Source organism: Bradyrhizobium sp. HKCCYLRH3061 (genome assembly GCF_051168015.1).
In the GTDB taxonomy this organism is placed as follows: domain Bacteria; phylum Pseudomonadota; class Alphaproteobacteria; order Rhizobiales; family Xanthobacteraceae; genus Bradyrhizobium.
On sequence record NZ_JBNPUE010000003.1, the window covers coordinates 506337 to 532273 of the forward strand.

At 64.7% G+C, this 25937-nt stretch carries 26 protein-coding genes and 1 tRNA gene; 11 read left to right on the forward strand and 16 right to left on the reverse strand.

Going from position 1 to position 25937, the window contains the following annotated elements; all coding sequences use genetic code 11:
* Window positions 1-47: 47 nt before the first annotated feature.
* Genes ACQR2C_RS09160 through ACQR2C_RS09170 form a run of 3 tightly spaced genes read right to left on the reverse strand, consistent with a single transcriptional unit; the run spans window position 48 to window position 2974 of the window.
* Window positions 48-1406: a TRAP transporter large permease gene (locus ACQR2C_RS09160; RefSeq protein ID WP_315800061.1), complete on the reverse strand. Its 1359-nt coding sequence runs from the start codon at window positions 1404-1406 to the stop codon at window positions 48-50.
* Window positions 1403-1948, reverse strand: coding sequence for a TRAP transporter small permease (locus ACQR2C_RS09165; RefSeq protein WP_315800060.1), 546 nt, complete (start codon window positions 1946-1948; stop codon window positions 1403-1405). Before ACQR2C_RS09165 ends, ACQR2C_RS09160 begins: the two co-directional genes overlap by 4 nt.
* 3 nt (window positions 1949-1951) lie before the next feature.
* Complete coding sequence (locus tag ACQR2C_RS09170; RefSeq protein WP_434880943.1) at window positions 1952-2974, reverse strand: TRAP transporter substrate-binding protein; 1023 nt, start codon at window positions 2972-2974, stop codon at window positions 1952-1954.
* A 365-nt stretch (window positions 2975-3339) separates the two neighbouring features.
* On the opposite strand from ACQR2C_RS09170, the gene ACQR2C_RS09175 reads away from it, so the two are divergent.
* Window positions 3340-3576 carry a pentapeptide MXKDX repeat protein gene (locus ACQR2C_RS09175; RefSeq protein WP_315800058.1) on the forward strand — a complete coding sequence of 79 codons (237 nt, stop codon included), beginning with the start codon at window positions 3340-3342 and terminating at the stop codon, window positions 3574-3576.
* Between the two features lie 116 nt (window positions 3577-3692).
* Here the strand turns inward: ACQR2C_RS09175 and ACQR2C_RS09180 are convergent, their stop codons facing one another.
* Window positions 3693-4046 (reverse strand): DUF6481 family protein, encoded by a 354-nt coding sequence (locus ACQR2C_RS09180; protein ID WP_315800057.1) that lies wholly within the window; start codon window positions 4044-4046, stop codon window positions 3693-3695.
* A gap of 323 nt (window positions 4047-4369) precedes the next feature.
* Here ACQR2C_RS09180 and ACQR2C_RS09185 point away from each other — a divergent pair, with 323 nt between their 5' ends.
* From ACQR2C_RS09185 to ACQR2C_RS09205, 5 genes are all read left to right on the forward strand, one after another.
* On the forward strand, window positions 4370-4615 hold the full coding sequence (locus ACQR2C_RS09185; RefSeq protein ID WP_315800056.1) for a hypothetical protein: 246 nt from the start codon (window positions 4370-4372) through the stop codon (window positions 4613-4615).
* 44 nt (window positions 4616-4659) lie between these two features.
* Window positions 4660-4797, forward strand: a complete 138-nt coding sequence (locus ACQR2C_RS09190) for a hypothetical protein (RefSeq protein ID WP_434880944.1) — start codon at window positions 4660-4662, stop codon at window positions 4795-4797.
* A gap of 256 nt (window positions 4798-5053) precedes the next feature.
* Complete coding sequence (locus ACQR2C_RS09195) at window positions 5054-5968, forward strand: hypothetical protein (protein ID WP_315800054.1); 915 nt, start codon at window positions 5054-5056, stop codon at window positions 5966-5968.
* Between the two features lie 146 nt (window positions 5969-6114).
* Complete coding sequence (locus ACQR2C_RS09200; RefSeq protein ID WP_315800053.1) at window positions 6115-6501, forward strand: NUDIX hydrolase; 387 nt, start codon at window positions 6115-6117, stop codon at window positions 6499-6501.
* Between the two features lie 47 nt (window positions 6502-6548).
* Window positions 6549-6743, forward strand: coding sequence for a hypothetical protein (locus ACQR2C_RS09205; RefSeq protein WP_315800052.1), 195 nt, complete (start codon window positions 6549-6551; stop codon window positions 6741-6743).
* Between the two features lie 12 nt (window positions 6744-6755).
* On the opposite strand, the gene ACQR2C_RS09210 is transcribed toward ACQR2C_RS09205, so the two are convergent.
* The 4 genes from ACQR2C_RS09210 to ACQR2C_RS09225 form a co-directional block, all read right to left on the reverse strand.
* Entirely contained in the window at window positions 6756-7184 is a 429-nt protein-coding gene (locus ACQR2C_RS09210; protein ID WP_316164804.1) for a group II truncated hemoglobin, read from the reverse strand.
* 95 nt (window positions 7185-7279) lie between these two features.
* The gene (locus tag ACQR2C_RS09215; RefSeq protein ID WP_315800050.1) at window positions 7280-7693 is read right to left on the reverse strand and encodes a response regulator; all 414 of its coding nucleotides are present in this window, start codon (window positions 7691-7693) and stop codon (window positions 7280-7282) included.
* A 145-nt stretch (window positions 7694-7838) separates the two neighbouring features.
* Complete coding sequence (locus ACQR2C_RS09220; RefSeq protein WP_316236532.1) at window positions 7839-8249, reverse strand: hypothetical protein; 411 nt, start codon at window positions 8247-8249, stop codon at window positions 7839-7841.
* Window positions 8250-8408: 159 nt separating this feature from the next.
* Window positions 8409-9884, reverse strand: a complete 1476-nt coding sequence (locus tag ACQR2C_RS09225) for a helix-turn-helix domain-containing protein (protein WP_434839521.1) — start codon at window positions 9882-9884, stop codon at window positions 8409-8411.
* Between the two features lie 144 nt (window positions 9885-10028).
* On the opposite strand from ACQR2C_RS09225, the gene ACQR2C_RS09230 reads away from it, so the two are divergent.
* Entirely contained in the window at window positions 10029-11666 is a 1638-nt protein-coding gene (locus ACQR2C_RS09230; RefSeq protein ID WP_315800047.1) for an isocitrate lyase, read from the forward strand.
* Between the two features lie 171 nt (window positions 11667-11837).
* Here ACQR2C_RS09230 and ACQR2C_RS09235 read toward each other — a convergent pair whose 3' ends face one another.
* Window positions 11838-12992: an IS4 family transposase gene (locus ACQR2C_RS09235; protein WP_315800429.1), complete on the reverse strand. Its 1155-nt coding sequence runs from the start codon at window positions 12990-12992 to the stop codon at window positions 11838-11840.
* A gap of 296 nt (window positions 12993-13288) precedes the next feature.
* Window positions 13289-13906 (reverse strand): LysE family translocator, encoded by a 618-nt coding sequence (locus tag ACQR2C_RS09240; protein ID WP_434880945.1) that lies wholly within the window; start codon window positions 13904-13906, stop codon window positions 13289-13291.
* A 960-nt stretch (window positions 13907-14866) separates the two neighbouring features.
* Here ACQR2C_RS09240 and ACQR2C_RS09245 point away from each other — a divergent pair.
* Window positions 14867-15409: a hypothetical protein gene (locus ACQR2C_RS09245; RefSeq protein WP_434880946.1), complete on the forward strand. Its 543-nt coding sequence runs from the start codon at window positions 14867-14869 to the stop codon at window positions 15407-15409.
* Between the two features lie 72 nt (window positions 15410-15481).
* Here ACQR2C_RS09245 and ACQR2C_RS09250 read toward each other — a convergent pair whose 3' ends face one another.
* Window positions 15482-16282 carry a hypothetical protein gene (locus ACQR2C_RS09250; RefSeq protein ID WP_434880947.1) on the reverse strand — a complete coding sequence of 267 codons (801 nt, stop codon included), beginning with the start codon at window positions 16280-16282 and terminating at the stop codon, window positions 15482-15484.
* Between the two features lie 71 nt (window positions 16283-16353).
* Window positions 16354-16794, reverse strand: a complete 441-nt coding sequence (locus ACQR2C_RS09255) for a hypothetical protein (RefSeq protein WP_434880948.1) — start codon at window positions 16792-16794, stop codon at window positions 16354-16356.
* Window positions 16795-17376: 582 nt separating this feature from the next.
* Between ACQR2C_RS09255 and ACQR2C_RS09260 the strand changes: the two genes are divergently transcribed.
* Window positions 17377-18126 carry an endonuclease NucS domain-containing protein gene (locus ACQR2C_RS09260; RefSeq protein ID WP_434880949.1) on the forward strand — a complete coding sequence of 250 codons (750 nt, stop codon included), beginning with the start codon at window positions 17377-17379 and terminating at the stop codon, window positions 18124-18126.
* 71 nt (window positions 18127-18197) lie between these two features.
* On the opposite strand, the gene ACQR2C_RS09265 is transcribed toward ACQR2C_RS09260, so the two are convergent.
* Window positions 18198-18273: transfer RNA gene (locus ACQR2C_RS09265), tRNA-Lys, on the reverse strand.
* A 512-nt stretch (window positions 18274-18785) separates the two neighbouring features.
* Between ACQR2C_RS09265 and ACQR2C_RS09270 the strand changes: the two genes are divergently transcribed.
* Complete coding sequence (locus ACQR2C_RS09270; RefSeq protein ID WP_434880950.1) at window positions 18786-19880, forward strand: acyltransferase family protein; 1095 nt, start codon at window positions 18786-18788, stop codon at window positions 19878-19880.
* A 34-nt stretch (window positions 19881-19914) separates the two neighbouring features.
* Here the strand turns inward: ACQR2C_RS09270 and ACQR2C_RS09275 are convergent, their stop codons facing one another.
* Both ACQR2C_RS09275 and ACQR2C_RS09280 read right to left on the reverse strand, forming a co-directional pair.
* A complete protein-coding gene (locus ACQR2C_RS09275) occupies window positions 19915-22620 on the reverse strand; it encodes a glycosyltransferase (protein ID WP_434880951.1) in 2706 nt (901 codons plus the stop codon).
* Window positions 22621-22974: 354 nt separating this feature from the next.
* Window positions 22975-23556, reverse strand: a complete 582-nt coding sequence (locus ACQR2C_RS09280; RefSeq protein WP_434880952.1) for a beta-1-3, beta-1-6-glucan biosynthesis protein — start codon at window positions 23554-23556, stop codon at window positions 22975-22977.
* A gap of 377 nt (window positions 23557-23933) precedes the next feature.
* Here ACQR2C_RS09280 and ACQR2C_RS09285 point away from each other — a divergent pair, with 377 nt between their 5' ends.
* Window positions 23934-25514, forward strand: coding sequence for a beta-(1-6) glucans synthase (locus tag ACQR2C_RS09285; RefSeq protein WP_316178956.1), 1581 nt, complete (start codon window positions 23934-23936; stop codon window positions 25512-25514).
* Here the strand turns inward: ACQR2C_RS09285 and ACQR2C_RS09290 are convergent.
* Window positions 25474-25854, reverse strand: a complete 381-nt coding sequence (locus ACQR2C_RS09290) for a hypothetical protein (protein WP_315800038.1) — start codon at window positions 25852-25854, stop codon at window positions 25474-25476. The two genes, ACQR2C_RS09285 and ACQR2C_RS09290, sit on opposite strands and share 41 nt — an antisense overlap.
* Between the last annotated feature and the right edge of the window lie 83 nt (window positions 25855-25937).

Here is a 25937-nt window from a genome sequence, read left to right on the forward strand (position 1 = left end):
ATCGCCAATCCCTATTCGCTACGTCCTAGTCGCCATTCGTCGCTGCGTCAGCGGCTGAGATCCGGCCCCATCACGAGATCCGGCAGCGCCGTCGAGATCTGCGGCACGAAGCAGAGCAGCAGCACGGCGGCCATCATCAGCAGGACGAACGGCAGCGTGCCCCAGATCACCTCGCGCAGCGGGATGTCCGGCGCGACGTTCCTGATGACGAAGATGTTGAGACCCACCGGCGGGTGAATCAGGCCCATCTCCATCACGATCGTCATCACCACGCCGAACCAGATGATGTCGAAGTTTGCTGCCCGCAACGGCGGCAGGATGATCGGCGCCGTCATCAGGATGATCGATACCGGCGGCAGGAAGAAGCCGAGCACGACCACCATCAGCAGGATCGCGAACAACAGTTCCCAGCGCGGCAGGTGCATCGCCACGATGGACTCCGCCACCGACTGCGAGATGTGCAGGTAGCTCATCACGTAGGAGTACAGCAGCGACATGCCGATGATCAGCATCAGCATGGTCGATTCGCGCAGCGTCGCCTTCATGATGGGCGCGAGATCGGCCGGGCTCCAGACGCGGTAGATGATCGCGATCAGCACGAGCGCGAGGATGCCGCCGAGACCGGCTGTTTCCGATGGCGTGGCGAGGCCGCCATAGAGCGCGACCATGACGCCGGTCAGGAGCAGCACGAACGGAATCACGCGTGGCAGCACGGAGAAGCGCTGCGCCATCGTAAAATCGTCCTTGGTCAGGATGTCCGACCACGCGCCCGACTTCTCATAGACGGCTTTCGCGCGCGCATATTCCTGCCGGAAGCGCACCACCGAATAGACGCCGAACAGGGTCACCAGCAGCAGCCCGGGGCCGATACCGGCCAGGAACAGCCGTCCCAGCGATTTCTCCGCCGCGATCGCGAACAGGATCATCGTAATCGAGGGCGGAAGCAGAATGCCGAGCGTGCCGCCGGCGGCGATGATGCCTGCGGCGAAGCCGCCGGAATAGCCGCGCTTGCGCATCTCGGGAATTCCGGCCGAGCCGATCGCCGAGCAGGTCGCGGGGGACGATCCCGCCATCGCCGCGAACAGCGCGCAGGCGAACACGTTGGCGACGCCCAATCCGCCGGGCACGCGATGCAGCCACGCGTGCAGCGCCGAGTAGAGATCCTGGCCTGCGCGGGAGCGGCCGATCGCCGCGCCCTTGAGGATGAACAGCGGGATCGACAGCAGCGTGATCGACGCCATTTCCTCGTAGACGTTCTGCGTCACCGTATCGAGCGACGCGGTCGGCATGTAGATGGCCATGAACACGACGGCGACGGCGCCGAGCGCGAACGCGATCGGCATGCCCGCGAACATCGCAAACAGAGTCGAGAGTCCGTAGGCAACCCCAATTCCGAACACGCTCATCGACGCGCTCCGGTCAGCGGAGCCACGATCTGCAGCAGCATCTGCAGGCACAGCAGGGTCATTCCCGCGGCCATCAGGCCGTAGGGAATCGCCAGCGGCGGCGACCACATCGAATTCGAGACCTGACCATCGACCCAGGCCTCATGTGTCAGGGTCCAGGATTTCCAGGTGAAGAAGGCACAAAACAAAAAGCTCGCGACGTCGACCAGCCAGAGCCTGATCTTGTTGGCGAGCGGCGACATCAGCCCAACGAAGGCTTCGATGCTGACGTGGCCGCGATGCTCCTGCACATAGGCCGCAGTCATGAAGGTGGCGCCGACGAGCAGGAACACGGCGGCTTCGTCCTGCCAGTAGTTGGCGGCCTTGAACAGTGCACGGCCCGCCACGCTGTAGCTCAGGATGAGGCAGGCAGCGACCAGTGCGAACGCAGCCAGAACGACGATGATGCGATTGAGCAGCGAGACAACACGCTGGAGCGGCGCCAGCGGACCGCTGGCGCCGATGGCTGTCGTGGCCTCGGTATCGAGAACGGGCGCGTGCATCAATCAGGCCGCGACGTCGGAGGCGAGTTTGAGGAGCTTGGCGCAGTTCGCGGACCTGCCGCCATAGTCCTTCCAGGCCGTGTCACGGGCAATGTCGCGCCATTTGTTGACGGTCTCGACATCGAGCTCCGTAACCTTGGCGCCGGCCTTTTCGTAGACCTTGGCAACTTCGACGTCGTCGTCCTGCGCGCCCTTGCGCCCGAACGCCTCCATCTCCGCGCCGACCGCGAGGATGATGTCCTGTTGGTTCTTCGGCAGCTTGTCGAACGAGGCCTTGGACATCATCAGCGGCTCGAGCATGAACCAGTACGACGCCTTGGCTCCGGAGGTGAGGGCCTTCGACACCTCTTCCAGCCGGAACGAGATCAGGCTGGTCGACGAGGTAATGCCGGCATCGCAGGCACCGGTCTGCATCGCGGTGTAGATTTCATTCGACGGAACCGACAGCACCGAGGCGCCGGCGGTCTGCAGCACCATGTCCATCTCGCGCGAGCCGCCGCGCACCTTCATGCCCTTGGCATCCTCGGGCGCCACCAGCGGCCGTGATCGGCTGGCGACCCCGCCCGCCTGCCAGACCCAGGTGAGCAGGATGATGCCCTTGTCGGCCAGAAAATCGCTCAGCGTCTTGCCGACCGGCTCGTTCTTCCAGCGCATCCCCTGGTCGTAGGTCGTGACCAGACCCGGCATCAGCCCGATGTTGGTCTCGGGCACCTCGCCGCCGGCGTAAGGCATCGGATAAAGGCTGATGTCGAGCGCGCCCTTCCGCATGGCCGAGAATTGCGCGACGGTCTTGATGAGCGAGGAGTTCGGATAGATCTCGGTCGCGATCTCGCCGCCGGAGCGCTTCGCAACCTCCTCGGAGAACACCCGGCAGAGCCGGTCGCGGAAATCGCCCTTGTCGATGGTGCCGCCGGGAAACTGGTGAGAGATCTTCAGCGTCGTTGCTGCATGGGCCGTGCCGGTTCCAAAACGCAGAATGGCCGGCGCAGCGAGCGCGGATGCGATGACATGACGGCGTGTGAGCATGAGATTTCCCCTGGACAACTTCTGGTTGGGTTCCCGACCCGGGTTCGTTGGCGTGAGTTATACCAACCAATCTACCGGACTTACCTCTAGCCGAACTAGGCAGTTCGTTCGAGGCCAAATGCATGGGAAGCGACATATTGCTGCGGCGCACGTACCGGCCTGTGAATCCCTTGCCCGGGTTGTACTAACATGATCTTGCCGGGCAAAATTGTGTCCTCGATTCCGGAACGGGACGCATTCGAGTCAAATTTGATCGAACAAAAATTCTCGCCCGCGCTCGTAACAATCGCCTTCATCGGAACGTCGATATCCAGGAACGGCGCGTCCGTCGCCGTCGAACCCCGTCATACGAAGGAGCGATCATCATGACCAATCGTAGCCGCCTCATCCTCGGAATCTCCGCCGCCGCCCTCGCGTTCAACATGGCCGCCGCGCCGGCGGCCTTCGCGGAGGACAAGATGAGCAAGGACGATGGGATGAAGAAGGGCGCGATGTCCCACGACGGCATGAAGAAGGACTCGATGGCGAAGGACTCCATGAAGAAGGACGACGCCATGTCCAAGGACGGGATGAAGAAGGACGACGGCATGATGAAGAAATAAGTCGTCTCGCCCGGCATCGTGCGATGGGACGACCGTATCAGTCCCATCGCCGATGAAGTGAGGAGTCGCGCGATGCCGGCCGCGACGGCACGTAGGGCTCGTGGCGGCGTCGCTGCTTACTTCTTCTTTCCGCGGGCCTTGCGCGCGGCGTAGCGCGCATCGCGCTTCGCCTTCTGCTCGGCCTCCATCTCGGCCAGGCGAGCGGCTTCGTCTTCCGCCTCGCGCGCGAGCCGGGCAATCTCGGCAGCTTTGGCCTCTTCTTCGAGGCGCTTCTGCTCCGCCTTGGCGGCCTCGCGCTCCAATCGCTGCTGCTCGCGGCGGGCGGCGGCAGCTTCGCGCTCCTGCCGTCGCTTCACGACTTCGGGATCGTCCGGTCCCGGCTGCGATTTGAACTTCTGCACGATGCTCTGGCGGGCCTGCTGCGCGGCCTTCTGCCGATCGGCAAATCCAGGTTCCTTGAATCCTCTCATGGAGACGTCGTCACTTCGCTATTTGGGTGTTCGATCAGGGTGTGGTCGGTCAGGGGCTGCACGCGCCGCCAGGCAATTCTTCCACGAGATCGTGAACACGAGCGGAGGCCGACGCGAGCCCGTGTGTATAGGATCGCATGCGTCGATGACAAATGCTTTATCGCCGCTCCTCCACATCCGACCTGCCTGGCGCTTGCATGGCGCTCGCCGTAGGCTATGTAAGCACCCCCGTCGCTGACGCAGGTCGGCCGGCTGTGAGTCGCTTCACGCCTCGCGGGCACCAGCGCACCGCCTGGGTGCGACGTCCAACGGAGTTGACCGGCATGATCTCTGTTCGCCGCGGGCGCATGGCGCTCGGCCTCGCGCTCGTCGCTCTCGTGGTCAGCGCATGCGTGATGACCGCGGTCCTCGCCCGCCCGCGGCCCGTTTCGGCCGGTGTGCTGGGTTCCGAATGGGAATGCGGGCAGCTGTTCTGGGTGACGAGCTGCACCCGTATCGAATCGATCTCGCCGGCATCGCGCCAGCAGCAGCAACCGCACGGTGAGGCCGCTGGCCTGCGTGCCGCCTAGGCGCACCGGCGATGAGTACGCAGGGGCCGGATAGACGCGGTGCCATGGCGGCACTGGTGTTCGCGGCGCTCGTCGTGGCCTTCGGCGTGTGGCTGGCTCGCAGCCTGACCTCGGCAAGCCGGATGCAGGATTGCGTGATGTCGGGACGAACCAACTGCAATGTGATCGTGCCCGACCGGTGACCGCCGACCAGCTCGTACCGGATCAGCAAGACCGCGCCAGCAAGGTTGCATGATCGGAGCGGCGAATCAGCCGGCATCTCGGTTAACCTGACGGCAGCAGGTCGACCTGGCCGCAAAATAGTCGGGATTTTACCCGTTTGTCGCGCAAACTATGGTGCGCCCGGACCATACGCGCCAAAGCCGGCGATCCGGGATCATCAATCCGCATCACACCTCGCGTGCGCGGCAACCGGCGGGCGATCAAGGGTAGGAGAGAATGACGTTGTCCAACCAGAGCACACGGTGGCTGCCCGCGATCGCAATCCTGACCGCAGTCGTGATCCCCGCCCAAGCCTGGGCGCAAACCCAGGACCAGGCTGGTCCCGGCGCCGGGCATTCGCCCCAGGCCCGCCCGCCCGGTGTCATTCGCCAGGCGCCGGCCCAGGGTGGGCAGCCGGGCGGCCAGCCCCATGTCCAGATTCCGCGGCAAGCCGGTCCCATGGCCGGCCAGCCGCAGGGAGCACAGCCGGGCGCACCGCCGCGGGCTGCCATTGTCCCTCAGGGACGTCAGCCTGCGCCGGTGGCGCAGCAGGGACGTCCGCCGGGAGCCGGTCAGGGCTATGCAGCGGGCCACGGCCCGGGCCCTGGTCCGGCGATGGCCGGGCGGGGACCGGATGCGCGTTATGCGCACGGCCGGGTCGCGGTGCGCGACTATGGTGGGCAGTCTTATCGCGGCCGGGTCGGCTGGGAGGGCGGCCGATGGCGGCACGAGGTTCACAATGGCCGTCCGGGCTGGTGGTGGGACGTCGGTGGCGTCTGGTACTATTATCCCGAGCCCATGGAAGGACCGCCGACCTACGTGTCGGAGGACTATGCTGACGATGTGGTCTATGCGCCGTCGGCGGCCTACGAGGCGCCCCCGCCGGTCGCCTACGAGCCGGCGCCGCCTCCGGCCGAAGTCGATCCGGGTGCCAGCGCGCTCGGGGGCGCGATCATCGGCGGGGTGCTCGGCGGTATCCTCACCGGCAAGGCGGGCGGTGCCGCGGCGGGCGCCGTGCTTGGTGGTGCCACCGGGGCGATCGCCGGCGCTACGGCTGCGGCGCGACCGGGCTATTATCTGTCGCAGGGCAATTGCTACTATCGATATCCGTCGGGAGAGTATGTCGCGGTCGATCCGCGCTCCTGTTACTGAGCCGCCGCCGGCGGTCGGAGCGCTGCGCTGAGCTTGGTTGGCCGCTGCGGAGTTGTGGCCGAATCTCCGCAAAGCTCCGGAGCAGGAGTGGGAGCGAATCTTGATAGACTCCGCTTCATCGTTCGAGAGGTGAGAGCTCCTGGGCCATGACCAAGGCGTCCAAGCTGGTTGCCGCCAAGGGCGGAAGGGTTCTCCTGGTCCGGCGCCGGGCCGACGGGCGCTGGATGTTTCCGGGTGGCCGCAAACGCGCGCAGGAGACGGCGAAGGACTGCCTGAAGCGCGAGATCAAGGAGGAGCTTCCCAAGCTCAAGCTCGGCCGGCTGCGGCTATGGAAGGAAGTCACCGCCAAGAACAAGCGCTCGGGTCGCAAGATGAGCGATGCCATCTTCATCGCCAAGCATGCCAAAGGGCGCCTGGAGATCGGAGACAAGAAGGAGATCGACCGCGCGGTGTGGCAAAAGCCCTACGGACTCAGCCTGACGCCGACGTCGCGCTACATCCGCGACCAGTTGTTTCCACGAAAGCCGGACTGAACCGTCGCGGGCTGGGAACATCCCGGCCGCCTGGGCGTTATCTGCCCATGCCTTACGATAACACAGACAGACAGCCTCGCGTTCTCACGCCGGAAGAGCGTCGAGCGCGTGACGCCAGCCGCAGGGCTGATGCCGAACAAGCCATGCGCGAGCATGAGGCGGCCCAGCGCGCCTTTTACGCCAACCGCGAGCGGCTCCGGGCCGAGCGTCTGGCCCGGGAGGCCGCCGCCAAGTCGGGCTGACGGGAGTTCCTGTCAGCTCGCCTTGCGGCTCCGGAATGCGTTCGCCATCCGCAGAAACGCTTGATCCAGCAACGCATACATGTCGCCCGTGATGTCGCAATCGAACATCGCGCGGCGCATGCACGTCATCCATTCGTCGCGCTCGGCGTCGCCGATCGGATACGGACGGTGCGCGGACATGATGCAGCGATGTTCGGCCCGCTCGAAATAAAGCGCCGGCCCGCCCAACCAGCCACTGAGAAATTCGAACAGCAACTGCTTGATCGGACCAAGATCGGCGTCGTGCATCGCGCGGATGCGGCTGGCGCCGGGCTCCTGGTCCATGATGGTGTAAAAGCGCTCCGCCAGACGGCGCACGCCGGCCTCGCCGCCGACGAGCTCATAGGGCGTCGCCTCGTTCACAACTGCTTCTGCTTCGTTAGCCGAATTCGCTGCCGTCATCGCATCTCGTTTCCGCTCGCCCCTCTGCAGCCAACAAGCGGCAGAGGTATGGCGCCTTGATCTGGATCAAGCGGGAAAACGCGCGTGCGTTCGGGCTAGCGGATGCTGGCTTTGACGAGGCGCTGCCGGTCGGTGTCGGCGGCGATCTGGCGCAGCGTCTGTCGGAGCAGAGCGAGATCGACCGGCTTGGAGAACGGCGGATAGACGTTCAGGCCGAGGATCTTGCCGGCGCGGACCGTGACGTCGCGGGTCTGATCGTCGGAGCCGCTGATGATCAGCACCGGCGTGCGGGACTTGATGTCCGCCAACAGCTGCAACACCTCGGTGCCGGAGCGCTCACCGAGATTGAGGTCGAGCGTGATGCATTCGAAGTTGCGCCGGCGCAGCACGTTCATCGCGCCGTCGACCGAGTTCACGCCGGTCGTCGCAAAGCCCGCCTGCACGGCGATCTTGCGCAGGATCGACAGATGAACGTCGGCATCTTCGATCACGAGAAGTTCGTTCAGCATGGTCCCCGCGCGGCTGGTGTGTCGGCTACAGATGGACCTGCGGAACTTAAGAGGGGGTTTCTGATTTCCTCGTAAACATCGGGTCCCGTAGAACAACGGAAAATCTGCACGCTATCCGCCATTGCCGGCGCCCGCGCGGAACAGCTCAGAACGGCCGACGGCTCGGCATGGCTTTGGAGGAGCCCCGCAGATCGGTCATCTCTGCCGAATCGGCCGGAGGCAGGCGCCCGCCCGGCCGGCGCCAGTGCTCGACGTGCAGAAGGATGCCGGCCACCAGCAGCGGCGCGACGGCGGCCACCGCGAGCAGCGGCGACAGCGGCTTGGGCGTGATCATCTCCATCGTCATCTCGCAGACCATCCAGATGGCTGCGGACGCCAGCACGAAGTCGCGGGAGGGGATGCGGAGCCAGTACAGGAAGCCGGCGATGATCGCGGCCGGCGCAATGATCGGGCCGATCATGTAGAAGTTCAGCTCGGGCGGCGTCACGGCGTCGAGGACCATCGATGCCAGCAGCCACAGGCTGAGGAACATCACTACGCCGTCGACGTATCTCATGGCCAACCTCCGCCGCGACATTTTGGCGCAATCTTTGTCCGGTTTATGGCTGTTCCGTCAAGGGCCATGGTGTCCAGGGCCGATTTGCAGCCCGATCCGGCGGATTTTCGCCTATGGCCCGGATCCCGGCGAGTTCCTGGTTCCACGGCCATCCGCTGCTCAATCCGCCGAAAACCCGAACGGAACCGACGACGTCCTGAAATCGTCCGGCAGGATCTCGCGCCCGATCGGCGGCGCCGAGCGTGCGGCGCATTTCGGCCGGTGGCAGACCCGGCAGGCGACCCCGATCGGGGTCGGATCGTTGGCATCGGGCCCGTGGCCGTCGCGGGTGTAGATCAGCTGCCCCGCATGCTCGGCAGCGCAGCCGACCGCGATCGCCCGCTCGACGCGCACCGCGCCATAGGAGCCGCCACCGGCGGTGACCGTGCGGGCGATCGAGAAGAACCGGCGGCCGTCGGGCAGCTCCAGCCATTGCGTCACGATCTGGCGCGGCGTCTTGAAGATGCCGTGCACCGACCACAGCGGGCAGGCGCCGCCATGGCGCGCGAACGGGAAGCCGGCGCCGTCGAGCAGCTTTGACACGTTGCCGGCGGGATCGACCCGGATCAGGAAGAACGGGATCCGCTCCGCGCCCGGCTTCTGCAGGGTGGTGACGCGATGCGCGGTCTGCTCGAAGCTGGTGCCGAACTGGCGCGCCAGTGCCTCCAGATCATACGCCCGCGCATCGACCGCTTTCGCAAAGATCGAATAGGGCATGATGATCGCCGCCGCCGCGTAGGCCGCGAGCGCGCGGCGCGCCAGCAGCTCGGCGGTCTTGCTGGCGAACTTGCCGTCCTCCAAGGCCGCGCCGATCTCGGTGTCGAGCTCGAGATAGGCGAGCTGCCGGGCGAGCTCGAATTTCAGGCTCGCGCTGTCCAGTGAATCCTCGATCAGCAGCTGCCGGCGGTGCAGGTCGAGCCGCCTCAGCGAGCCGAGCATCACGTTCGGCGGCATGTAGCGGACCTGCAGATTGTGCCGCGCGCGGAACCGCTCGATAAAGCCGGCCGGTCCGGCGGAGACCTGCGGAGCCCCCGTCGGCGCCCCCTGGAAGATCGCCTGCGCCAGCCGCTCGGCGGCATCGTCGAGCTGGGCAAAGTTGTTGCGGCGGGCGGCGAGGAAGCGGCGGACGTCGGCGACGGGATCGTTGGCGTCGAAGCCGTCATTGCCGACGCGCGGCGCGCTGCCGGCCGGCGCTGGCGCGCGCTGCTCGGCCAGCGCGAGCTGCTCCTCACGATACGCCGTGTAGAGGCGCAGGAACGCCTCGGCCATGCCGGGATAGCTGACGGCGAGGTCGGAGATCTCCAGCGCGGGAATGTCGATGTCCGAGAACATCGGGTCCTTGAGCACCGACTGCATCCGCGCGGTATGGTCGGCGCCGCCGTCGCCGGCGAGATCGGCCAGGTCGATCTTGTAGGTCCGCGCCAGCCGCAGCAGCATGTCGGCGGTGACCGGCCTCTGGTTCCGCTCCAGGAGCGCGACGTAAGGCGCTGAGATTTCGAGGTCCGCGGCCATGTCGGCCTGGGTCAGGCCCAGCTCGCGCCGCAGGCGGCGCAGGCGCGGGCCCATGAAGATCGATCGTGCCGTGGCGGTGGTCATGGCCATATCCCGGTCTTGTAATCTCCTTACAGCTATACACGAGAAGTTTGTAAAGTGTGACAAGTTTTCCGCGCAATGTCTGGTCCGCCGCCCCAGGCTGCTTACAACAGGTCCCAGGTTGTCCTTAACCAAGGGATCACGGACATGAACTTCCAACCGCGTGGACTGAACGACCAGGCCCTCCAGGGCCCCGCGTCCTACCAGGCCGAGGTCGAGGCGGCGCGCGCGCTGCTCGAGACCCAGCCGACCTGGAACGGCGTCACCGCCGAGGCCGTGGCGCGCATGCGCCTGCAGAACCGCTTCAAGACCGGTCTCGACGTTGCCCGCTACACCGCGGCCGTGATGCGCGCCGACATGGCCGCCTATGACGAGGACAGCACCAAGTACACCCAGTCGCTCGGCTGCTGGCACGGCTTCATCGCGCAGCAGAAGCTGATCTCGATCAAGAAGCACTTCGGCAAGACCGACCGCCGCTACCTCTATCTCTCCGGCTGGATGATCGCGGCGCTGCGCTCGGAGTTCGGCCCGCTGCCTGACCAGTCGATGCACGAGAAGACCTCGGTGCCCGCGCTGATCGAGGAGCTCTACACCTTCCTGCGCCAGGCCGACTCGCGTGAGCTCAACGATCTCTTCCGCACGCTCGACGCGGCCCGCAAGGCCGGCGACAAGGCGAAGGAAGCTGAGATCATCGGCAAGATCGACGGCTTCCAGACCCACGTCGTCCCTGTGATCGCCGACATCGACGCCGGCTTCGGCAATGCCGAGGCGACCTATCTGCTCGCCAAGAAGATGATCGAGGCGGGCGCCTGCGCGCTGCAGATCGAAAACCAAGTCTCGGACGAGAAGCAGTGCGGCCATCAGGACGGCAAGGTCACCGTGCCGCATGACGTCTTCCTGGCCAAGATCCGCGCCTGCCGCCACGCCTTCCTGGAGCTCGGCGTCGAGGACGGCATCATCGTCACCCGCACCGACTCGCTCGGCGCCGGCCTGACGCAGCAGATCGCCTTCTCCAGCCAGCCCGGCGATCTCGGCGACCAGTACAACAGCTTCCTCGATTGCGAGGAAGTGACGCCCGCGACCGCGCGCAGCGGCGATGTCATCATCACCCAGAACGGCAAGATGATGCGGCCGAAGCGGCTGCCCTCGAACCTCTACCAGTTCCGTCCCGGCACCGGCGAGGACCGCTGCGTGCTCGACTGCATCACCTCGCTGCAGAACGGTGCTGATCTCCTCTGGATCGAGACCGAGAAGCCGCATATCGAGCAGATCGCCAAGATGGTCGACCGCATCCGCAAGGTGATCCCGAACGCCAAGCTCGCCTACAACAACTCGCCGTCGTTCAACTGGACCCTCAACTTCCGTTGGCAGGTCTATGATGCGATGAAGGAGGCGGGCCAGGACGTCAGCAAGTACAACCGCGCCGAGCTGATGAAGGCGGAGTACGACGACACCCCGCTGGCGAAGGAAGCCGACGAGCGCATCCGCACCTTCCAGGCGGATTCGGCCAAGCGCGCCGGCATCTTCCACCACCTGATCACCTTGCCGACCTACCACACGGCGGCGCTGTCGACCGACAATCTGGCCCGCGAGTACTTTGGCGAGCAGGGCATGCTGGGCTACGTCAAGAACGTCCAGCGCGCCGAGATCCGCCAGGGCATCGCCTGCGTCAAGCACCAGAACATGGCCGGCTCCGACATCGGCGACGACCACAAGGAGTACTTCGCCGGCGAGAAGGCGCTGAAGGCCGGCGGCGCGCACAACACGATGAACCAGTTCGGCTGATCTCTGCCGGGTGAATCGCTGGACTGACAGGACCCGTCTGGAGCTGACAGCTTCAGGCGGGTCTCGCTTTTTGGGGACGCGCCTTGTAGCTGTCGCCGATCGTGAGCCTGGAAGCTTGAGGTCGCCTCTCTCCACGCCGTCATGGCCGGGCTTGACCCACGGCTGTCCGGTTCAGCTTCCGCATATTGCGAGGCTCAACTGTTGTGGGTTTTTGGCAAGTTGGGGTGGCCCCGTGAGCAATTGATCGATGGGGCGGCGATGCATGAGGTTGGTGCGGACCAATCTGGCAAAGACCAAGGGGCTTTGGATTGCCTTCTGAAGGTCTTGCGCGAGGCGAAGCAAGAGGAAGGCGATCAGGGCAACGGCGATCTGGATACGAACGGCGTTCTCAGAAGTCCCGAGGAACCTGGTGATCTTGAGGGTCTGCTTGACCCAACGAAAGAACAACTCGATGGCCCAGCGGCGACGATAGAGGTCGGCGATCTCTTGAGCGCTGGCATCGAGGTCGTTCGACAGGATGCGCAGGATCTTTCCCGTTTCCAAGGTGACGCGCACTTCGCGCACCGCAGTCTGCATTGGATTGCGGCGGCTGTAGGCTTGGCGTTGTGGAAGGAAGCCGATGCGGTCGGAGAGGATGTTGCCATCCGCGATGACAGGCAACTCCTCCACGACCCGCAGCGGCGTATTGGATTTGAACCGGGTCACGATTCGACAACCGGCGGCGTCCAGTTGAGCCCACCAAGCATATTCATAATAGCCGAGATCGAAGACGTAGGTTGCTCCCGGCTCGATGGGCATCTGATGCGCTGCAGTATTGTCGTTGACGTTGGCTCCGCTGATTGCCGCATAAATCGGCCGGTCGGCGTCGGCATCATAGATCACATGCACCTTGGCACCGCAGACACCGGTAGAGAACCGTGCCCAGCCAGCGCTGGCTTCTGTCAGCCGTACGCTGGTCGAATCAATCAAATACGTCGTCTCGGCAAGCTTGCGGCGTAACCGGCGATGGGCCTGCTTCATCATGATGGCCAACAGGGCGGCAAACATCTCCGCAGGCCGATTCATATTGGCGTCCGCGAAAGTCGAGCGGCGGACAGGGCCCCCACCCAGGTGATAAAGCCGCGCGGTGTGGCTCGACAGCCCGGTGACAATCTCACGCAGACTGGAAGCCCCCGAAAGCTGACCGTACAGCAGCGCCACAAATTGGTCTTTGGTGGAAAGCCGTCGAATCCGCGCGTCCGTGCCATGCTCGTCCACAAGCGCCTCGAAGCGATGCCAGGGGACCAACTTCAGAATGTCTCGGAATACTGTATTCTGATGCGGCATGGCGGGACCTTCCTGGTGTGTCTCGAACATTTGGCGATGCTCAAGACCGCAGAAGAATCCACGCCATGCACCATGTCCAGTCTGTCTGAACCGGACAGCCGTGGGCTTGTCCCGGCCATCCACGTCGTTCGGCGGACGTGGATCGACGTGGATGCCCGGGCCTTCGCCGCGCCGAAGCGGCTTCGGCCGCGCAGGCGGGACAAGCCCGGGCATGACGAGCAACAAATTGGTGCCGGACCGCCTGGCTGAGGACGTCATTCTCCTACGCGACCCTCTCGCCCCGTCGCGCGGTGCCCTCAGCGCTCCGCCAGCGCCAGCCGCGCACCAAGCAACGCAAAGCCGCCGGCAAAGGCGCGGCGCAGCCAGGCCATGACGCGGGGGCGGCTGACGACGCGGTCGCGCACGGCGGCGGCGAACAGGCCGTAGAGCACGAACACCGCGAAAGTCATCGCCATGAACGCGGCCGACAGCTCCAGCATCAGCGCCAGCGGATGGGCGGCATCGCCGGCGATGAACTGCGGCAGGAAGGCGAGGAAGAAGATCGACAGCTTCGGATTGAGGATGTTGATCAGGAAGCCGGTCAGCACCACGCGCCCGGCCGAGCGCGCATCCGCATCGTCCTTCGTCTCCACCGCCAACGCGCCGCGTTCGCCGAGCGTCTGCCAGGCCATGTACAGCAGGTAGGCGACGCCGCAATATTTCAGCGCCGCAAATGCCAGCGCGCTGGTGTGCAGGACAGCCGCGAGCCCGACGATCGCGGCCAGCATCGCCGGCAGGATGCCGAGCGTACAGCCAAACGCCGCCGCGATGCTCATCCGCGATCCCTTGGTCAGCGCCACCGCCAGCGTATACAGCACGCCGGTGCCGGGCGAGACGACCACGATCAGCGAGGTCAGTAGGAAGGCGGTGGACATTGGCGGTCTCCCAGGTTCGCGGCCTTCCAGGCAAAAGGCGATCGGCGCGCTTCACGTCGGCTCCATCATTCCACGGCATAGCGGCGGACGATAGCCAAGCGCGGGACACGGCTCGGTGACGAAACGATCGGCGGGCAGGGGGCGTGCACATCCATCGTCGCGACGCGGTCCGCGTCCGAGCTTTGCGAGATCGTTCGCCCTCATCAAACAGAGGGTGCGGGGAATGCCGGGCTGCTGGCCGCAACCCATGGCCCGCCTGCAGAAGAAAAGCAGGCGGCAGTCACCACAGGTTCAGCCGGATCAACCCGGCATTCCCCGCGCGATGGTCTTCACGCTTATACGCGATCTCCCCGGTGTCCGGCTTGGTAGCCACCGTCGCCCGTGGGGGTCATCATCCCCCAGGACTTGGCGCCAGCGTCGGGGCGCCAGGACCACGCGATTTCACGTCCGCAAGGAGCCGTTCGTCCGCGCACCATCCAAGCACGCTGCGACCCGCCTGCGGCCACCGCATCCCGCGCCCAACGTCCGTGACGATCGCGATCCGCCCCTCTCGAGGAGCACGGGATGGGGACAGTCAATCATGGAATTCGGAAAAAGTGAAGTCGAAAATTTTTGGCGGAGGGACTGGACAGGGGTGATCGCCTTGAGGGACCTGATGAAATGAGTTTTTCCGCGCAGCCTCACGGCAACGCTGCTGGAAAGCGCAGCGCCGTCGCGCCATCATCCGGTGGCTGTCCCAAGAAGCTGCGCCATGAAGGCCCAACGATAACTGCAACTCATGCGAGCGTTGCGCGCCGGGACGACAGCGAATGTGGCCAGCCCGCAACGAAGTCGGCTTTTTGTTAGTTGTTTCTATTCCCCCTGAGGTTGCGGCTATTGTTCCCCAGGTCGGCCCCTGCTACCCCTGGGATCAACGACAGTAGGGGTGCTGTGGGGGCTCAAATGAACGGTTTGCGTCGGATGGCCGGCTGGCTGGCCATCGTCGGAGGGGCGTGTCTTGGCGGCTGTGCTGCGCCGCTTGCGGTCAACAATGTGACCGACATCAGGTCGACGACGGGCAGCCGGGGGATCGACGTCTACGAGCCGAAGCGCCGAACCGACGCCAGCGTGCCCGAGTTTGCGGGTGACCAGCTCGTGGAAGTGCGGACCTTTCACAATCCCGAGGGGGGAGGCGAGGTCGAGATGGCCGGGGCCACCTGCTCGCTGGAGGCCTCCGGCTTCACGGCAACCATGACGAGCCCCGCGAAGGTGCGCGTGCCGCTGTATCGCGGACAGTCGAGCACGCTCGCCGTGACCTGCCAGAAGCCCGGCTATCAGAAGCGGATGATCACGGTCGCGCCGATCGATGCAACGCGCCAGGCTCGCTTGGCCAGCGGCATGAACGGCGGGATCCTTGGTGCGGTGATCGTGGCAGGCATCGACGCCGCCGCCGACAATACGAAGAACGATTGGCGCTATCCCGTCGCGAAGGTCGTGCTGGAGGCCGATACCGCCGGGAGATGATGGACGGAGCTTTCGTTACTGGGCGGTCACGGTGCACACAGCTCGTTCGATCGCCTCCCGAAGCCGAGCAGATTAGGAGATTGTCTTCAAAACCTTGTCTGCCCCGTCAAGTAGATCTGTAACTTGTTCCTTAGTTGGCTCCACAGCTTTGCTGTGGTCGCACAGGTTACGAATGTCGCCGAGCAAAGTAATGTGCCGCCACTGAGGGACTGTAATAACGCCGCCGTCTTTCAAATATTGATTTAGGTCGTTTATGCCCGGGTGCTTTTTTGTCACTGTAATCTTGTGGTCGGAACACACCTGAGCCAAATGCTTTTCAAGAACTACACCCGCAATAGCCCCAGCTGCGCGTGAAAAGCCGTGCTTGAGGAGTTCGCGGGCGGAGTCGATTTCCGAGTCGAATAGGTCGGCTTGAACAAGCTGCTTCATCTCAAAAAGCGTGCTTTCAAACCGTGCAGAACAGGCTTTGAGTATCCCAAGCTGCCGGGAAAATTTTTGGCTGGCCGCGCTCGTAGTTACAGTCCCGTCGCCTCGCCGAAGGCCGTCCATATAATCTTGAATTGTGTAGTTATCGTATTGTAGAATTTTGCGGTTCTTCGGCCGCTCGTAAAGCCGTATAAAGTCGGCCAACCTGTCTGGAAGAAGTTGGCGGATCACTGATAAAGATTCTGAGTACCACAGCTCATAATTCGAATTAAAGGGAAGAAGTGACGAAATCCACTCGTCGATCTGCTCTTTGCTTGCGCCACTCTCCTTGAGTTGAGCTCTTACTTTCGCCGGCGCTATAGCAAAACTCATGGAATTTTGAAGCTCTTCCCCGAGCCTAACCAGCTTTCTAATATCAGCTTTGTATCGATCGAAGTTCGCTCCCAAATGAACGCCTCCAAAAAATCGACAAAAGAGATCGGGGTTGCGGGGATACGGTGAAAGCGCACAAAACAAGCTTATTCTGCGATTATGCCCCCCGCCGGTGCCTGCGACACCTCGACCACATGCCGGTCAGTCCCAACCGTGATCACGATCGTATACGTCTTCGCCGCCCCCGCCTGATCCGTCGGTGGAGCCAGGTGGAGTTGTCCACCGTACGATTCGCTCGGCATCAAGGTGCTGTCTTTGATCGCCGCCTGTTCCAGCATCGCCATGTTGCCCTCGCCGGTCTCGATGGTCGCAGAGATCATCGCCTCGTTCTGGATTGCGGCGTTGTTCTGCGCGATAACTGCTGCGGTCGGGCTGTAGAAGGTCCCGGTACGGCCGCTCGGCGTTGTGTAGGTGCCGCGCTCAGTCTGTGACGCGCTCATTGCGTTGGCGCTAGCAGCCAGGCCGATCAGCACGGCGGCGGCGACTTGCCGGTTGCGCTCCTCCTGGACCAGCATCTCTTGGGTCACGACCTCATCTCGAAGTCGGAGCCTGCGCCGTGCTGCACGGCCTCGATCTGGGCGACACGAAAATCGACCGGATGGCGGCTGAGATTGTTGATGGCGACGACGAATACGGGTCGACCATTGCGCTGGAGCTGGCGTGAGGCTGGCCGTACGAGCACTAGCGAGGTCTTTTGGCGCGACACGAGCGCAGGCTGGCCGTCGCGCATCAGCGACTGCTGCTGTGGGTTCGAGGCCCGAAACGAGATCGTCTCGCCAGAGCTGACACATCCCGCGAGCAGGCTGCACAGTAGCAGCAGAGATCCCCAATGTCGCATTTTGGCCCCCAAGTCAAAACATCCAATTGCAACTGATGCGGGAACTCAAGAGGCGTCCCTCTATTTTGGTGGCATATCCAACGGTTGTGCACATTGAGGGGGCGCATCTGCTCGGAAGAGAGGTGCAGCTGATTACCTCTGGTCGTCGGCGAGTTGCCGGTTCAGAATTAGTTCGTGGCGCGTCTGATTCAGTTCTCTCCCTTCGGACCGAATGACTATGCGCTACAGTTTCGACGTACGACGCTAGTGAGACCATCATTGGGGGACGGAAATGCCGATCTACGATCGTCCGACCAAAACACTTATGACCGAGTGGGCGAGCCAACATCTCAAGCCGGGCCAGGAGTTTTCGAAGTCCGACGTGCTGCCGTGGTTCGTGCAGCATTATCCCAAGATCAAGCGCAACACGGTTGTGATGCACATCGATGGCATGTCGATTAACAATCCCAATCGTAAGCACCATCAGAACATTAAGCCAGGGAGCGGGCATGATCTTTTCTACAAGCTTGGTCCTGATCGATATCGACTCTGGAATGCCGAGACGGACGGACGGCCCACGTATCTGAGCGACCCTAAACCGGACGCCCTCTCGACGCTCACGGAAGAAGTCGTCGATGAGCAGGACGAGGCCGGTGGATCAGAGTTCGCCTACGAGCGCGACCTGCAGAACTATCTGGCCAAGAATCTTCAGCGAATTGAGCCGGGTCTACGTCTCTACGAAGAGGAGGAGATAGACGGCTTGGAATTTGCGGCGGGAGGCCGATACATCGATATACTCGCTGTCGACGCAGAAGGCGGCTTTGTGGTCATCGAGCTGAAGGTGTCTCGTGGGTACGATCGTGTGATCGGTCAGCTCCTTCGCTACATCGCCTGGGTGGAAAAGAACATGGAGACGTCCCGCCCGGTCCGCGGGATCATCGTGGCCAAGGAGATAACTGAGGATCTAAAGCTCGCAGCATCTCGGATCGCGGGCGTCCGGCTCATCGAATACGAGATCGAGTTCAGATTGAGGCCGATCTAGGCGGGCCACTCGTGCCGGCCATATCTGCCGCCATGGCTCACTAGCTGAAGATTTGATCCGCTGATGATTCCTGGTGAGCGCGCCGGGACTCGAACCCGGGACCCCATGATTAAAAGTCACGTGCTCTACCGGCTGAGCTACGCGCTCGCTCCCAAGGAAGCGGTGTGACGGCTCGACCGTCACTGTCCGGATCGTCGGCAAGACACCATGAGAACGCGGGAGGCGTCGCCGTGGTTCACCGCGGCGCAGAACGAAGTTTGAGACCTCCGGTCATCGCCGCGCTGCTTGCGCCCGCGCTGTGTAGGGGTCTCGCCGGTATCGGTCAATAGCGCTCGCGCCAACCCACAGGGCGTCCGACGGGATTTGTTCGGCTTTGAAGGTGGTTAGCCGGCCGGCCCAGCATGCTCGCGCGCCCGGTCGGGACCCGCCTCCGGCGCGGGCGCGGCGCTCGCGGCCGTCGGCGGCGTGCCGCCACCGCGTCCGAGACCTCGCCATGTGGCCGGCGCGCTACAGCGGGGTCAAAACAGGGCCGGGCGCCGTGAAACGGTGGGATCGCCGATCATGCTACCGTTGGTGCATATGTTTCCAAAGGTTACTGTGTGTTGCCGCGGCCCGTGAACCGGCGCCAGTTGCGCCCGGCCGGCGGCAGAGGAAACGACATGAACGTGCCGCATCGCGGATTCTGGCCTGTGCTCGGGGTCCTGAGGTTCCTGCTGGCGATGTGGGTGCTGTTCGATCACACCTACAATTTCGGACCGGCCGAGCGCGCGATTCCCGTGCTGACGCGGAGCGGCCTGATGGCCGTGATGTGCTTCTTCGTCATCTCCGGCTTCAGCATCCATCATTCGATCGCGACCCGGCCCGCCGGCTACTTCCGCCGGCGCCTCCTGCGGATCTTTCCGCTGAACGCGCTGGCGGTGCTGATCGGGTGGTTCGGCTGGTCCGTGCTCGGCCTGTCCGGCGGCTATGGCACGCCGGCGGTGCCGCCGAGCGCGTGGCAGTTCATCGGCTGCATCTTCCTGCTCGAGGCGTTCTTTCCGATCATGATCGGGTTTCTCTATCCCGCCTGGTCGCTCTCGATCGAGGCGGTGTACTATCTGCTCGCGCCGCTGTTCCGGAAGCTCGAGGGGCGGCCGCACATTCCGGCCCTCATGATCGTGTCCGGCCTGCTGTTCGTGGCCTGGCCGCTGCTCCGCAACGAATATGTCGCGGGCCGCAACTCCTACTGGCTGACGGGCATCGTGATGCTCTGGTGCTGGCTGGCAGGCTGGGTCGCCTATGCCAACGCCGGCAACCGCCGCTATCTCGCCTGGCTCGGCATCGCCGGCCTGGCCTCGATCGCGACCCAGGCCCGGTTCTTCGACGTGACCAATGTCAGCTCCGCGGCTGTGAACGGCGTCGCCTGGATCGGGACCTTGATGCTGGTGTTCTACCGCATCGGCGACGTCGGCGGCCGCGTCGCCGCCGTGCTCGACTATCTCGGCGAGATCAGCTTCCCGCTGTACATCCTGCACTACCCCGTGCTGTTCGTGGTCAGCAGCTCGCTGTTCAAGGCGCATCCGAACCTGAACTACGGCATCACCCAGGTCGCCATCTCGCTGGTCGCGGCCATCCTGGCTTATCATCTGGTCGACCGGCCGCTGCGCCAGCCCAAGGCGACCCTGGCTCAGGCTGCGCGCGCGTGGCGCGGTCGGTTCGCCGGCCGCCGTGGCGAGCTCTCCGAGGCCGCGCCGCGGCTCGGAACGACGTCCTGATCCGTCGGCGCCGCCGTCGCGACGCCCGCGCGGTTCAGACCTTCTCCGCCACCTTCGTCGCCGCCGCGCTCAGCGGCGCCGGCTGCATCCCCGGGCCTGCCAGCTCCGGCACCCACACCGGGCGGAGGCCGATCAGCTCGGCGGTGCGGACGGTGGCGTGGCGCCAGAACTCGAAGGAGTTGATGCGGGACATCTCCAGGAGCGCGATCGCGACCGCGGACAGGAACGGCAGGCTCTCCAGGATCAGGACGGCGGCGAAGATGTAGAGCTCGGTGATCTGCAACGTGTTGGTCACGATCAGGATGGTGGCGCCGATCAGGAGCAGGGCGCCGATCACGGCCTCCCAGAACGCCTGAAACTCGATCGACATCCGCGACAGCCCGCCCTTGGAGGTGCGGGCGAACGCCAGGTGCTCGGTGATCAGGCCCTGCGCCACCGCGCGGCTGACGGTCCACTGCACCGACATCGCCGCGATCATCGCGCCCAGCATCTGCCAGGGCCTCACCGCGACGCGCAGCCGGTAGAGGATCAGGAAGTGGGCGAGCGAGACCACGAAGGCGGCGAGGATCGGGATGGTCAGGATCTTGTCGGGGATGGCGATGCCGGCGAAGGCCACGATCGGCGTCCAGATCAGGTTGAGGATCGCGACGACGACGCCGAGGCTCTCGGCGCCCAGCCAGTTGAGCCAGCCGAGCGAGAACTCGCGCTTCTGGTCCGCCGTCAGCCGGCTCCTGCCGGGCAGGAAGCGCTGCCAGTGCTTCTTGACGATCTGGAAGCCGCCATAGGCCCAGCGATGGCGCTGCTTCTTGAACGCCTCGTAGGTGTCGGGCAGGAGGCCCTGGCCGTAGCGGGTGTTGGTGTAGTGGGTCTGCCAGCCGAGCTCCTGGATCGCGAGGCCGAGATCGGTGTCCTCGCAGATCGTGTCGCTCGACCACCCCCCGGCCATGTCCATGGCGGCGCGGCGGATCAGGCACATCGTGCCGTGCACGATGATCGCGTTCTCCTCGTTGCGCTGGACCATGCCGATGTCGAAGAAGCCGGCATACTCGCCGTTCATGATGTAGTGCATCAGCGAGAGGTCCTCGTCGCGATGCTCCTGCGGCGCCTGCACCAGGCCGACGGTGGGGTCGGCGAAGGCCGGCACGAGGTCGGAGAGCCAGTCCGGCGTCACGACGTAGTCGGCGTCGATGATGCCGATGATCTCGGCATCGACGGCGGTGCGCTCCATCGCGATGCGCAAGGCGCCGGCCTTGAAGCCCTTGACCTTCTCGGCATTGATGAACTTGAAACGCTCGCCGAGCATGCGGCAGTGATCCTGGATCGGCTGCCAGAACGCCGGATCGGGCGTGTTGTTGATGATGCAGACGACCTCGTAGTTCGGGTAGTCGAGCCGCGCCAGCGCATCCAAGGTCTGCTTCATCATCTCGACCGGCTCGAAATAGGCCGGCACGTGGATCGAGACCTTCGGGCAATAGCCTTGGGGCATGGCGGCGCGGTCGCGCGCGACCTTGTCGCGGGTCAGGAGACGGCGCGGCTCGCGGCCGAAGGCGATCGCGGCGATCTCCTCGATGCGGGCCATCGCGATCAGGATCAGGGGAACCAGCAGGATCAGGCCCAAGGTCAGCGCGAAGGTCGAGCCCCAGACGAAATAGTGCACGTTCCAATAGGCGAAGACGGTGGAGACCCAGGCGCCGACGCCGTGCGCCGTGATCGCGAGCATCATCGCCTGCAGCATGGTCGGCTGGCGCAGCCGCACGATCGGCAAGGACAGGAGCACGCCGACCAGCAGCGCGATGGTCGCGAGCTTCCAATAGTCGGGATTCACGATCGGGCCGGTCCAGGCGAATTTCGCCTCGCGCGCGGCGTTGAGCACGCCCCAATACGGGCCGACGCCGCCTTCGAAATATTTCCAGGGCTGATCGATCGCCTCGACGATGTTGTATTCCATGCCGATCGAGGCGGCCTGGGCGAGGAAATTGCGCAACACCTTGGCCTGCCGGAGCGGGCCCGGCACGGCTGGGCCGCGGCCGTCGCCGCTGCGGCTGTAGCCCTGGCTCGGCCAGCCGAACTCGGCAATCATGATGCGCTTGCCGGTGAACTGCTTCTTCAGGAGCTGATAGCGATCCACCGCCTGATCGACGGCCTGGTCGTCGGTGAAGAACTCCCAATAGGGCAGCACGTGCGCGGCGATGAAGTCGACATTGGCCGCGAGCTCGGGGTTGTCGCGCCAGGTGTTCCAGACGTCGCCGGTGGTGACGGGCACGTTGACCGACTTCTTCACGCGCTTGATCTTCTCGATCAGCTCATCGACCTTCTGGGTCGCCGTGAGGATGGTCTCGTTGCCGACCACGATGCCGATGACGTTGCTGTTGCGGCGGGCGAGGGTGATGGCCGACTGGATCTCGCGCTCGTTGCGGTCCGGATCCTTGTCGATCCAGGCGCCGAGCATCACCTTCAACCCCGCCTCCGCCGCCAGCGGCGGTACGATCTCGAGGCCGCCGGTCGACGAGTAGAGCCGGATGGCCCGCGTCATGGTGGCGAGCTTCTTCATGTCAGCGCGGATGCGTTCCGGCGAGGCCACGGTGTTGGCGCCGGGGGCCCCGGTACCTTCATGCGGATCGTAGGAGACGCTCTGCAGCAGGCCGGTGAAACTGGGGGCCTCCTGCTTGTCCTGCAGCAGTCCCCAGAGGGCGGCGTGCACGGCGGTGACGAGGAGCAGGACGGCGACGACGGCACGCATGGGAGGGGCAACCATTCCTAGGATCAAGTCAGCGGTGAAGCGGAGCGGTCGATCGCCGTTCCATCTCGGGTATGCGATGCTACCGGGATCGTGTTCACGCGTGCGTTCGACGGCGAACGGCGAAGGCGATCAGTCTCACGCCGTCACAGCCGAAGGCCGCGACGTCATACGTCATCCCAACAGAGCCCAATCCTGCTGAACGCTGCCTGAACCGGGGCGAGGCTCAGGCGCGCGTCGACGGCCTCGATCGTATCACGGCCGTATCCTGCCACGTGATCGGAGCGCTGTCATGCCGCAGCCGCGCATGGCGCCCGGTCGTCGGGATCGTGCGTCCTGCCTGCCTTCAGGCGCCGGTCACTTCGCCGGAGGCTGCGCGGGCGAGGGCGAGGCCTGGGGAGCGGGCGGCTGCGTCGGTGCTGGCGAAGCCGGCGCGGCCGGGGTCGAGGCCGGGCCCGGCGCAGGCGCCGCAGCCACCTGCGGCTTGGCGTCCGGATTGATCCAGCAGCCATGGACGTGGTTGTTCAGCGAGTTCGGCACCTTCGGATCGATCTGCGGGATGAAGCGCGTCAGGCAGCGGAAGGCGGCCTGGACGTGGCCACCGGGGCAGCCGAAGCGGTCATAGAGATCGAGGTGGCGGAAGGCGGTATCGAGGTCGTCATTGTACATCAGCTGGACGACGCGGCGGCCGAGCCAGACGCATTCGGGATTGCCGGCCGGGCCGCCAGAGAGCGCCTGGGACGCTTCGGTGAATTCGTCGGCCTTGCGCTGGTTCTCCTTCGACACGTCGGCCGGATTGGCCGCCTGCGGCTTTTGGTCCTGGGGATGGTCGCTGCCGCTCTGGGCGAGCGCGCCGGGGGCGCCGATGAGGAGCACGAGGCCCAGAGCCGCCGACAGGCGCGAAACCGAAAACTTGGAGTGGAGCACGCGTCGACCCATAAATTCCCCGATTGTTGCCTTCGTGCCGTCCCCTGACGGACGCAGTGTTGATGCCGATCAAATCAGCCCCGATTGCGGCGGGAGATTGATTCCGACTGTCGCAGAGCGTTCCTAACGGGTGCTTGCGCAGGGGCCCAGAACCTGGGTTGCAACGGCCGGGGTCAACCGGGATTCCCAATGACCGGAATCTCGGATTTTGTCCAGCAACGTACCAACTTTCTCGCGTCATCGTAAAAGGGTGATTTGGAGCGGGTACGCCCGGTGCGCCGGCGGGCCCGATCGCCTACTTGGCAGATCGCCGCCGACCGGGTAATCGACACCACCCTGCCTGGAGAACGGAACTGAAATCCCTCCCTACGCCGCTGGCGCTTCTGCTCATATCCTTGGGTGTCATCGCCGCCGCGTGGTGGTGGCTGGCCAAGCCGATCACGCTCGCGCGCGCGCCGATCGAGCCGGCCTCGAAGCTGCAGTGCGTATCCTATGCGCCGTTCCGCGGCCAGCAGAGCCCGCTCGATCCGACCACGCATATCGACGCCGAGCAGATCGAGCAGGACCTGGTGCAGCTCGCCAAGATCTCCGAATGCGTGCGCACCTATTCGATCGAGAACGGCCTCGACCAGGTGCCGGGAATCGCCGCCCGGGTCGGCATCAAGGTGATCCAGGGCATCTGGCTCGGCTCAAACAAGCTGAAGAACCAGCAGCAGATCGGCATCGCGGTCGACCTGATCAAGCGCTATCCCGGCGTCATCACGGCGGTCGTGGTCGGCAACGAGGTGCTGCTGCGCGGCGAGATGACGACCGCCGACCTCGCCGCCACCATCCGCAGCGTCAAGGCGCAGGTCACGGTTCCCGTGACCTATGCCGACGTCTGGGAGTTCTGGCTGCGCAACCGCGAGCTCTACGACATCGTCGACTTCGTCACGGTTCATATCCTCCCGTATTGGGAGGACATCCCGGTGCGCGCGAAATTCGCCGCCTCCCATGTCGACGCCATCCGCCAGCAGGTCGGCGTCGCCTTTCCGGGCAAGGAGATCCTGATCGGCGAGACCGGCTGGCCGAGCGAGGGGCGCATGCGCGAGGGCGCGCTGCCGTCGCGCGCCAACCAGGCCCGCGTGGTGTCGGAGATCCTCTCGCTCGCCAAGCGCGAGAATTTCCGCGTCAACCTGATCGAGGCCTATGACCAGCCCTGGAAGCGCAAGCTCGAAGGCACCGTCGGCGGCTATTGGGGCCTGATCAGCGACGACACGCGCACGCTGAAATATCCGCCGGGCCAGCCCGTCAGCAACTATCCGCTGTGGAAGCTGCAGATGGGCGGCGGCATGATCCTGTCCTTCGCGGTGTTCCTCGCCGGCTGGCTGACGGTGCGGCGCCGGCCCTGGCCGCCGCACATCTCGGCCTGGATCGGCGTCGGCATTTCCGCGACCACGGCCGGCGTGCTGTTCGGCATGGCCGCCGACAAGATGTTCTACGAGAGCCTCGGTGTCGGCGGCTGGCTGCAATGGGGCGCGCTGCTCGCCGCCGGCGTGCTGGCGCCGATCCTGGCCGCCAATGCGGCGATGGCCGGGCGGCCACTGCCGACCTTCCTCGACCTGCTCGGACCGAATGACGGCCGCAAGCAGCTGAAGATCACCTACCTGCTGGCCCTGGTCCTGGTCGTGACCGTGCTGATCGCGGCCGAGACGGCGCTCGGCTTCGTGTTCGACCCGCGCTACCGCGATTTCCCGTTCGCCAGCCTGACCATGGCGGTGGTGCCATTCGCGATGCTGCTCGGCAACCGTCCGACGCAGGGCCCGCGGCCGATCGCCGAGGCATGCTTCGCCGGACTGCTGGCGATCTCCTCGGTCTACGTGATCTACAACGAGGGCCGCGACAACTGGCAGGCGATGTGGACCTGCGCGATGTATCTGCTGCTGGCGTTCACGCTGTGGCGGGCGCGGGCCGCGCAAAGCCGAGGATGAGCAGGCCGATCGCCAGCCCCGACAGCACGATGTTGTAGAGCACGATGCCGAGGCCGGCGGCGATCAGCCCGCCGGTCAAGAGCACGATCGACGGCCGCATCACGTGCAGCACCGCGATCACCAGCGCGGTGGCGCCGAACACAGAATTCTTGAACAGCGGGGTCGCCACCGCCCGGCTCTTGCAGGCCAGCGTCTGCAGGCCGGCGTCGCAGGCGAGCGCGACGCTCGACAGCTCGATCGCCAGATAGCGCAGATAGAGGGCATAGCCGACGGTGACGAAGCCGACGATCAGGAGCCATTGCACCTGATAGGGCGAGAGGCGGAACGGGGTCTTTTTCATGCGCCGGACTATGCTGCGGAAAGGACGTGCGGACAAGCCGCAAAGCCGGTTCGCGGACTGCTTTCACAATCCGTCCCAACCGG

Excerpts from the sequence above, each read along its gene's own strand:
- ACQR2C_RS09160 (WP_315800061.1), bottom strand. The coding sequence starts at position 1,406 with ATGAGCGTGTTCGGAATTGGGGTTGCCTACGGACTCTCGACTCTGTTT.
- ACQR2C_RS09165 (WP_315800060.1), bottom strand. The coding sequence starts at position 1,948 with ATGCACGCGCCCGTTCTCGATACCGAGGCCACGACAGCCATCGGCGCC.
- ACQR2C_RS09170 (WP_434880943.1), bottom strand. The coding sequence starts at position 2,974 with ATGCTCACACGCCGTCATGTCATCGCATCCGCGCTCGCTGCGCCGGCC.
- ACQR2C_RS09175 (WP_315800058.1), top strand. The coding sequence starts at position 3,340 with ATGACCAATCGTAGCCGCCTCATCCTCGGAATCTCCGCCGCCGCCCTC.
- ACQR2C_RS09180 (WP_315800057.1), bottom strand. The coding sequence starts at position 4,046 with ATGAGAGGATTCAAGGAACCTGGATTTGCCGATCGGCAGAAGGCCGCG.
- ACQR2C_RS09185 (WP_315800056.1), top strand. The coding sequence starts at position 4,370 with ATGATCTCTGTTCGCCGCGGGCGCATGGCGCTCGGCCTCGCGCTCGTC.
- ACQR2C_RS09190 (WP_434880944.1), top strand. The coding sequence starts at position 4,660 with ATGGCGGCACTGGTGTTCGCGGCGCTCGTCGTGGCCTTCGGCGTGTGG.
- ACQR2C_RS09195 (WP_315800054.1), top strand. The coding sequence starts at position 5,054 with ATGACGTTGTCCAACCAGAGCACACGGTGGCTGCCCGCGATCGCAATC.
- ACQR2C_RS09200 (WP_315800053.1), top strand. The coding sequence starts at position 6,115 with ATGACCAAGGCGTCCAAGCTGGTTGCCGCCAAGGGCGGAAGGGTTCTC.
- ACQR2C_RS09205 (WP_315800052.1), top strand. The coding sequence starts at position 6,549 with ATGCCTTACGATAACACAGACAGACAGCCTCGCGTTCTCACGCCGGAA.
- ACQR2C_RS09210 (WP_316164804.1), bottom strand. The coding sequence starts at position 7,184 with ATGACGGCAGCGAATTCGGCTAACGAAGCAGAAGCAGTTGTGAACGAG.
- ACQR2C_RS09215 (WP_315800050.1), bottom strand. The coding sequence starts at position 7,693 with ATGCTGAACGAACTTCTCGTGATCGAAGATGCCGACGTTCATCTGTCG.
- ACQR2C_RS09220 (WP_316236532.1), bottom strand. The coding sequence starts at position 8,249 with ATGAGATACGTCGACGGCGTAGTGATGTTCCTCAGCCTGTGGCTGCTG.
- ACQR2C_RS09225 (WP_434839521.1), bottom strand. The coding sequence starts at position 9,884 with ATGACCACCGCCACGGCACGATCGATCTTCATGGGCCCGCGCCTGCGC.
- ACQR2C_RS09230 (WP_315800047.1), top strand. The coding sequence starts at position 10,029 with ATGAACTTCCAACCGCGTGGACTGAACGACCAGGCCCTCCAGGGCCCC.
- ACQR2C_RS09235 (WP_315800429.1), bottom strand. The coding sequence starts at position 12,992 with ATGCCGCATCAGAATACAGTATTCCGAGACATTCTGAAGTTGGTCCCC.
- ACQR2C_RS09240 (WP_434880945.1), bottom strand. The coding sequence starts at position 13,906 with ATGTCCACCGCCTTCCTACTGACCTCGCTGATCGTGGTCGTCTCGCCC.
- ACQR2C_RS09245 (WP_434880946.1), top strand. The coding sequence starts at position 14,867 with ATGGCCGGCTGGCTGGCCATCGTCGGAGGGGCGTGTCTTGGCGGCTGT.
- ACQR2C_RS09260 (WP_434880949.1), top strand. The coding sequence starts at position 17,377 with ATGCCGATCTACGATCGTCCGACCAAAACACTTATGACCGAGTGGGCG.
- ACQR2C_RS09270 (WP_434880950.1), top strand. The coding sequence starts at position 18,786 with ATGAACGTGCCGCATCGCGGATTCTGGCCTGTGCTCGGGGTCCTGAGG.
- ACQR2C_RS09275 (WP_434880951.1), bottom strand. The coding sequence starts at position 22,620 with ATGCGTGCCGTCGTCGCCGTCCTGCTCCTCGTCACCGCCGTGCACGCC.
- ACQR2C_RS09280 (WP_434880952.1), bottom strand. The coding sequence starts at position 23,556 with ATGGGTCGACGCGTGCTCCACTCCAAGTTTTCGGTTTCGCGCCTGTCG.
- ACQR2C_RS09290 (WP_315800038.1), bottom strand. The coding sequence starts at position 25,854 with ATGAAAAAGACCCCGTTCCGCCTCTCGCCCTATCAGGTGCAATGGCTC.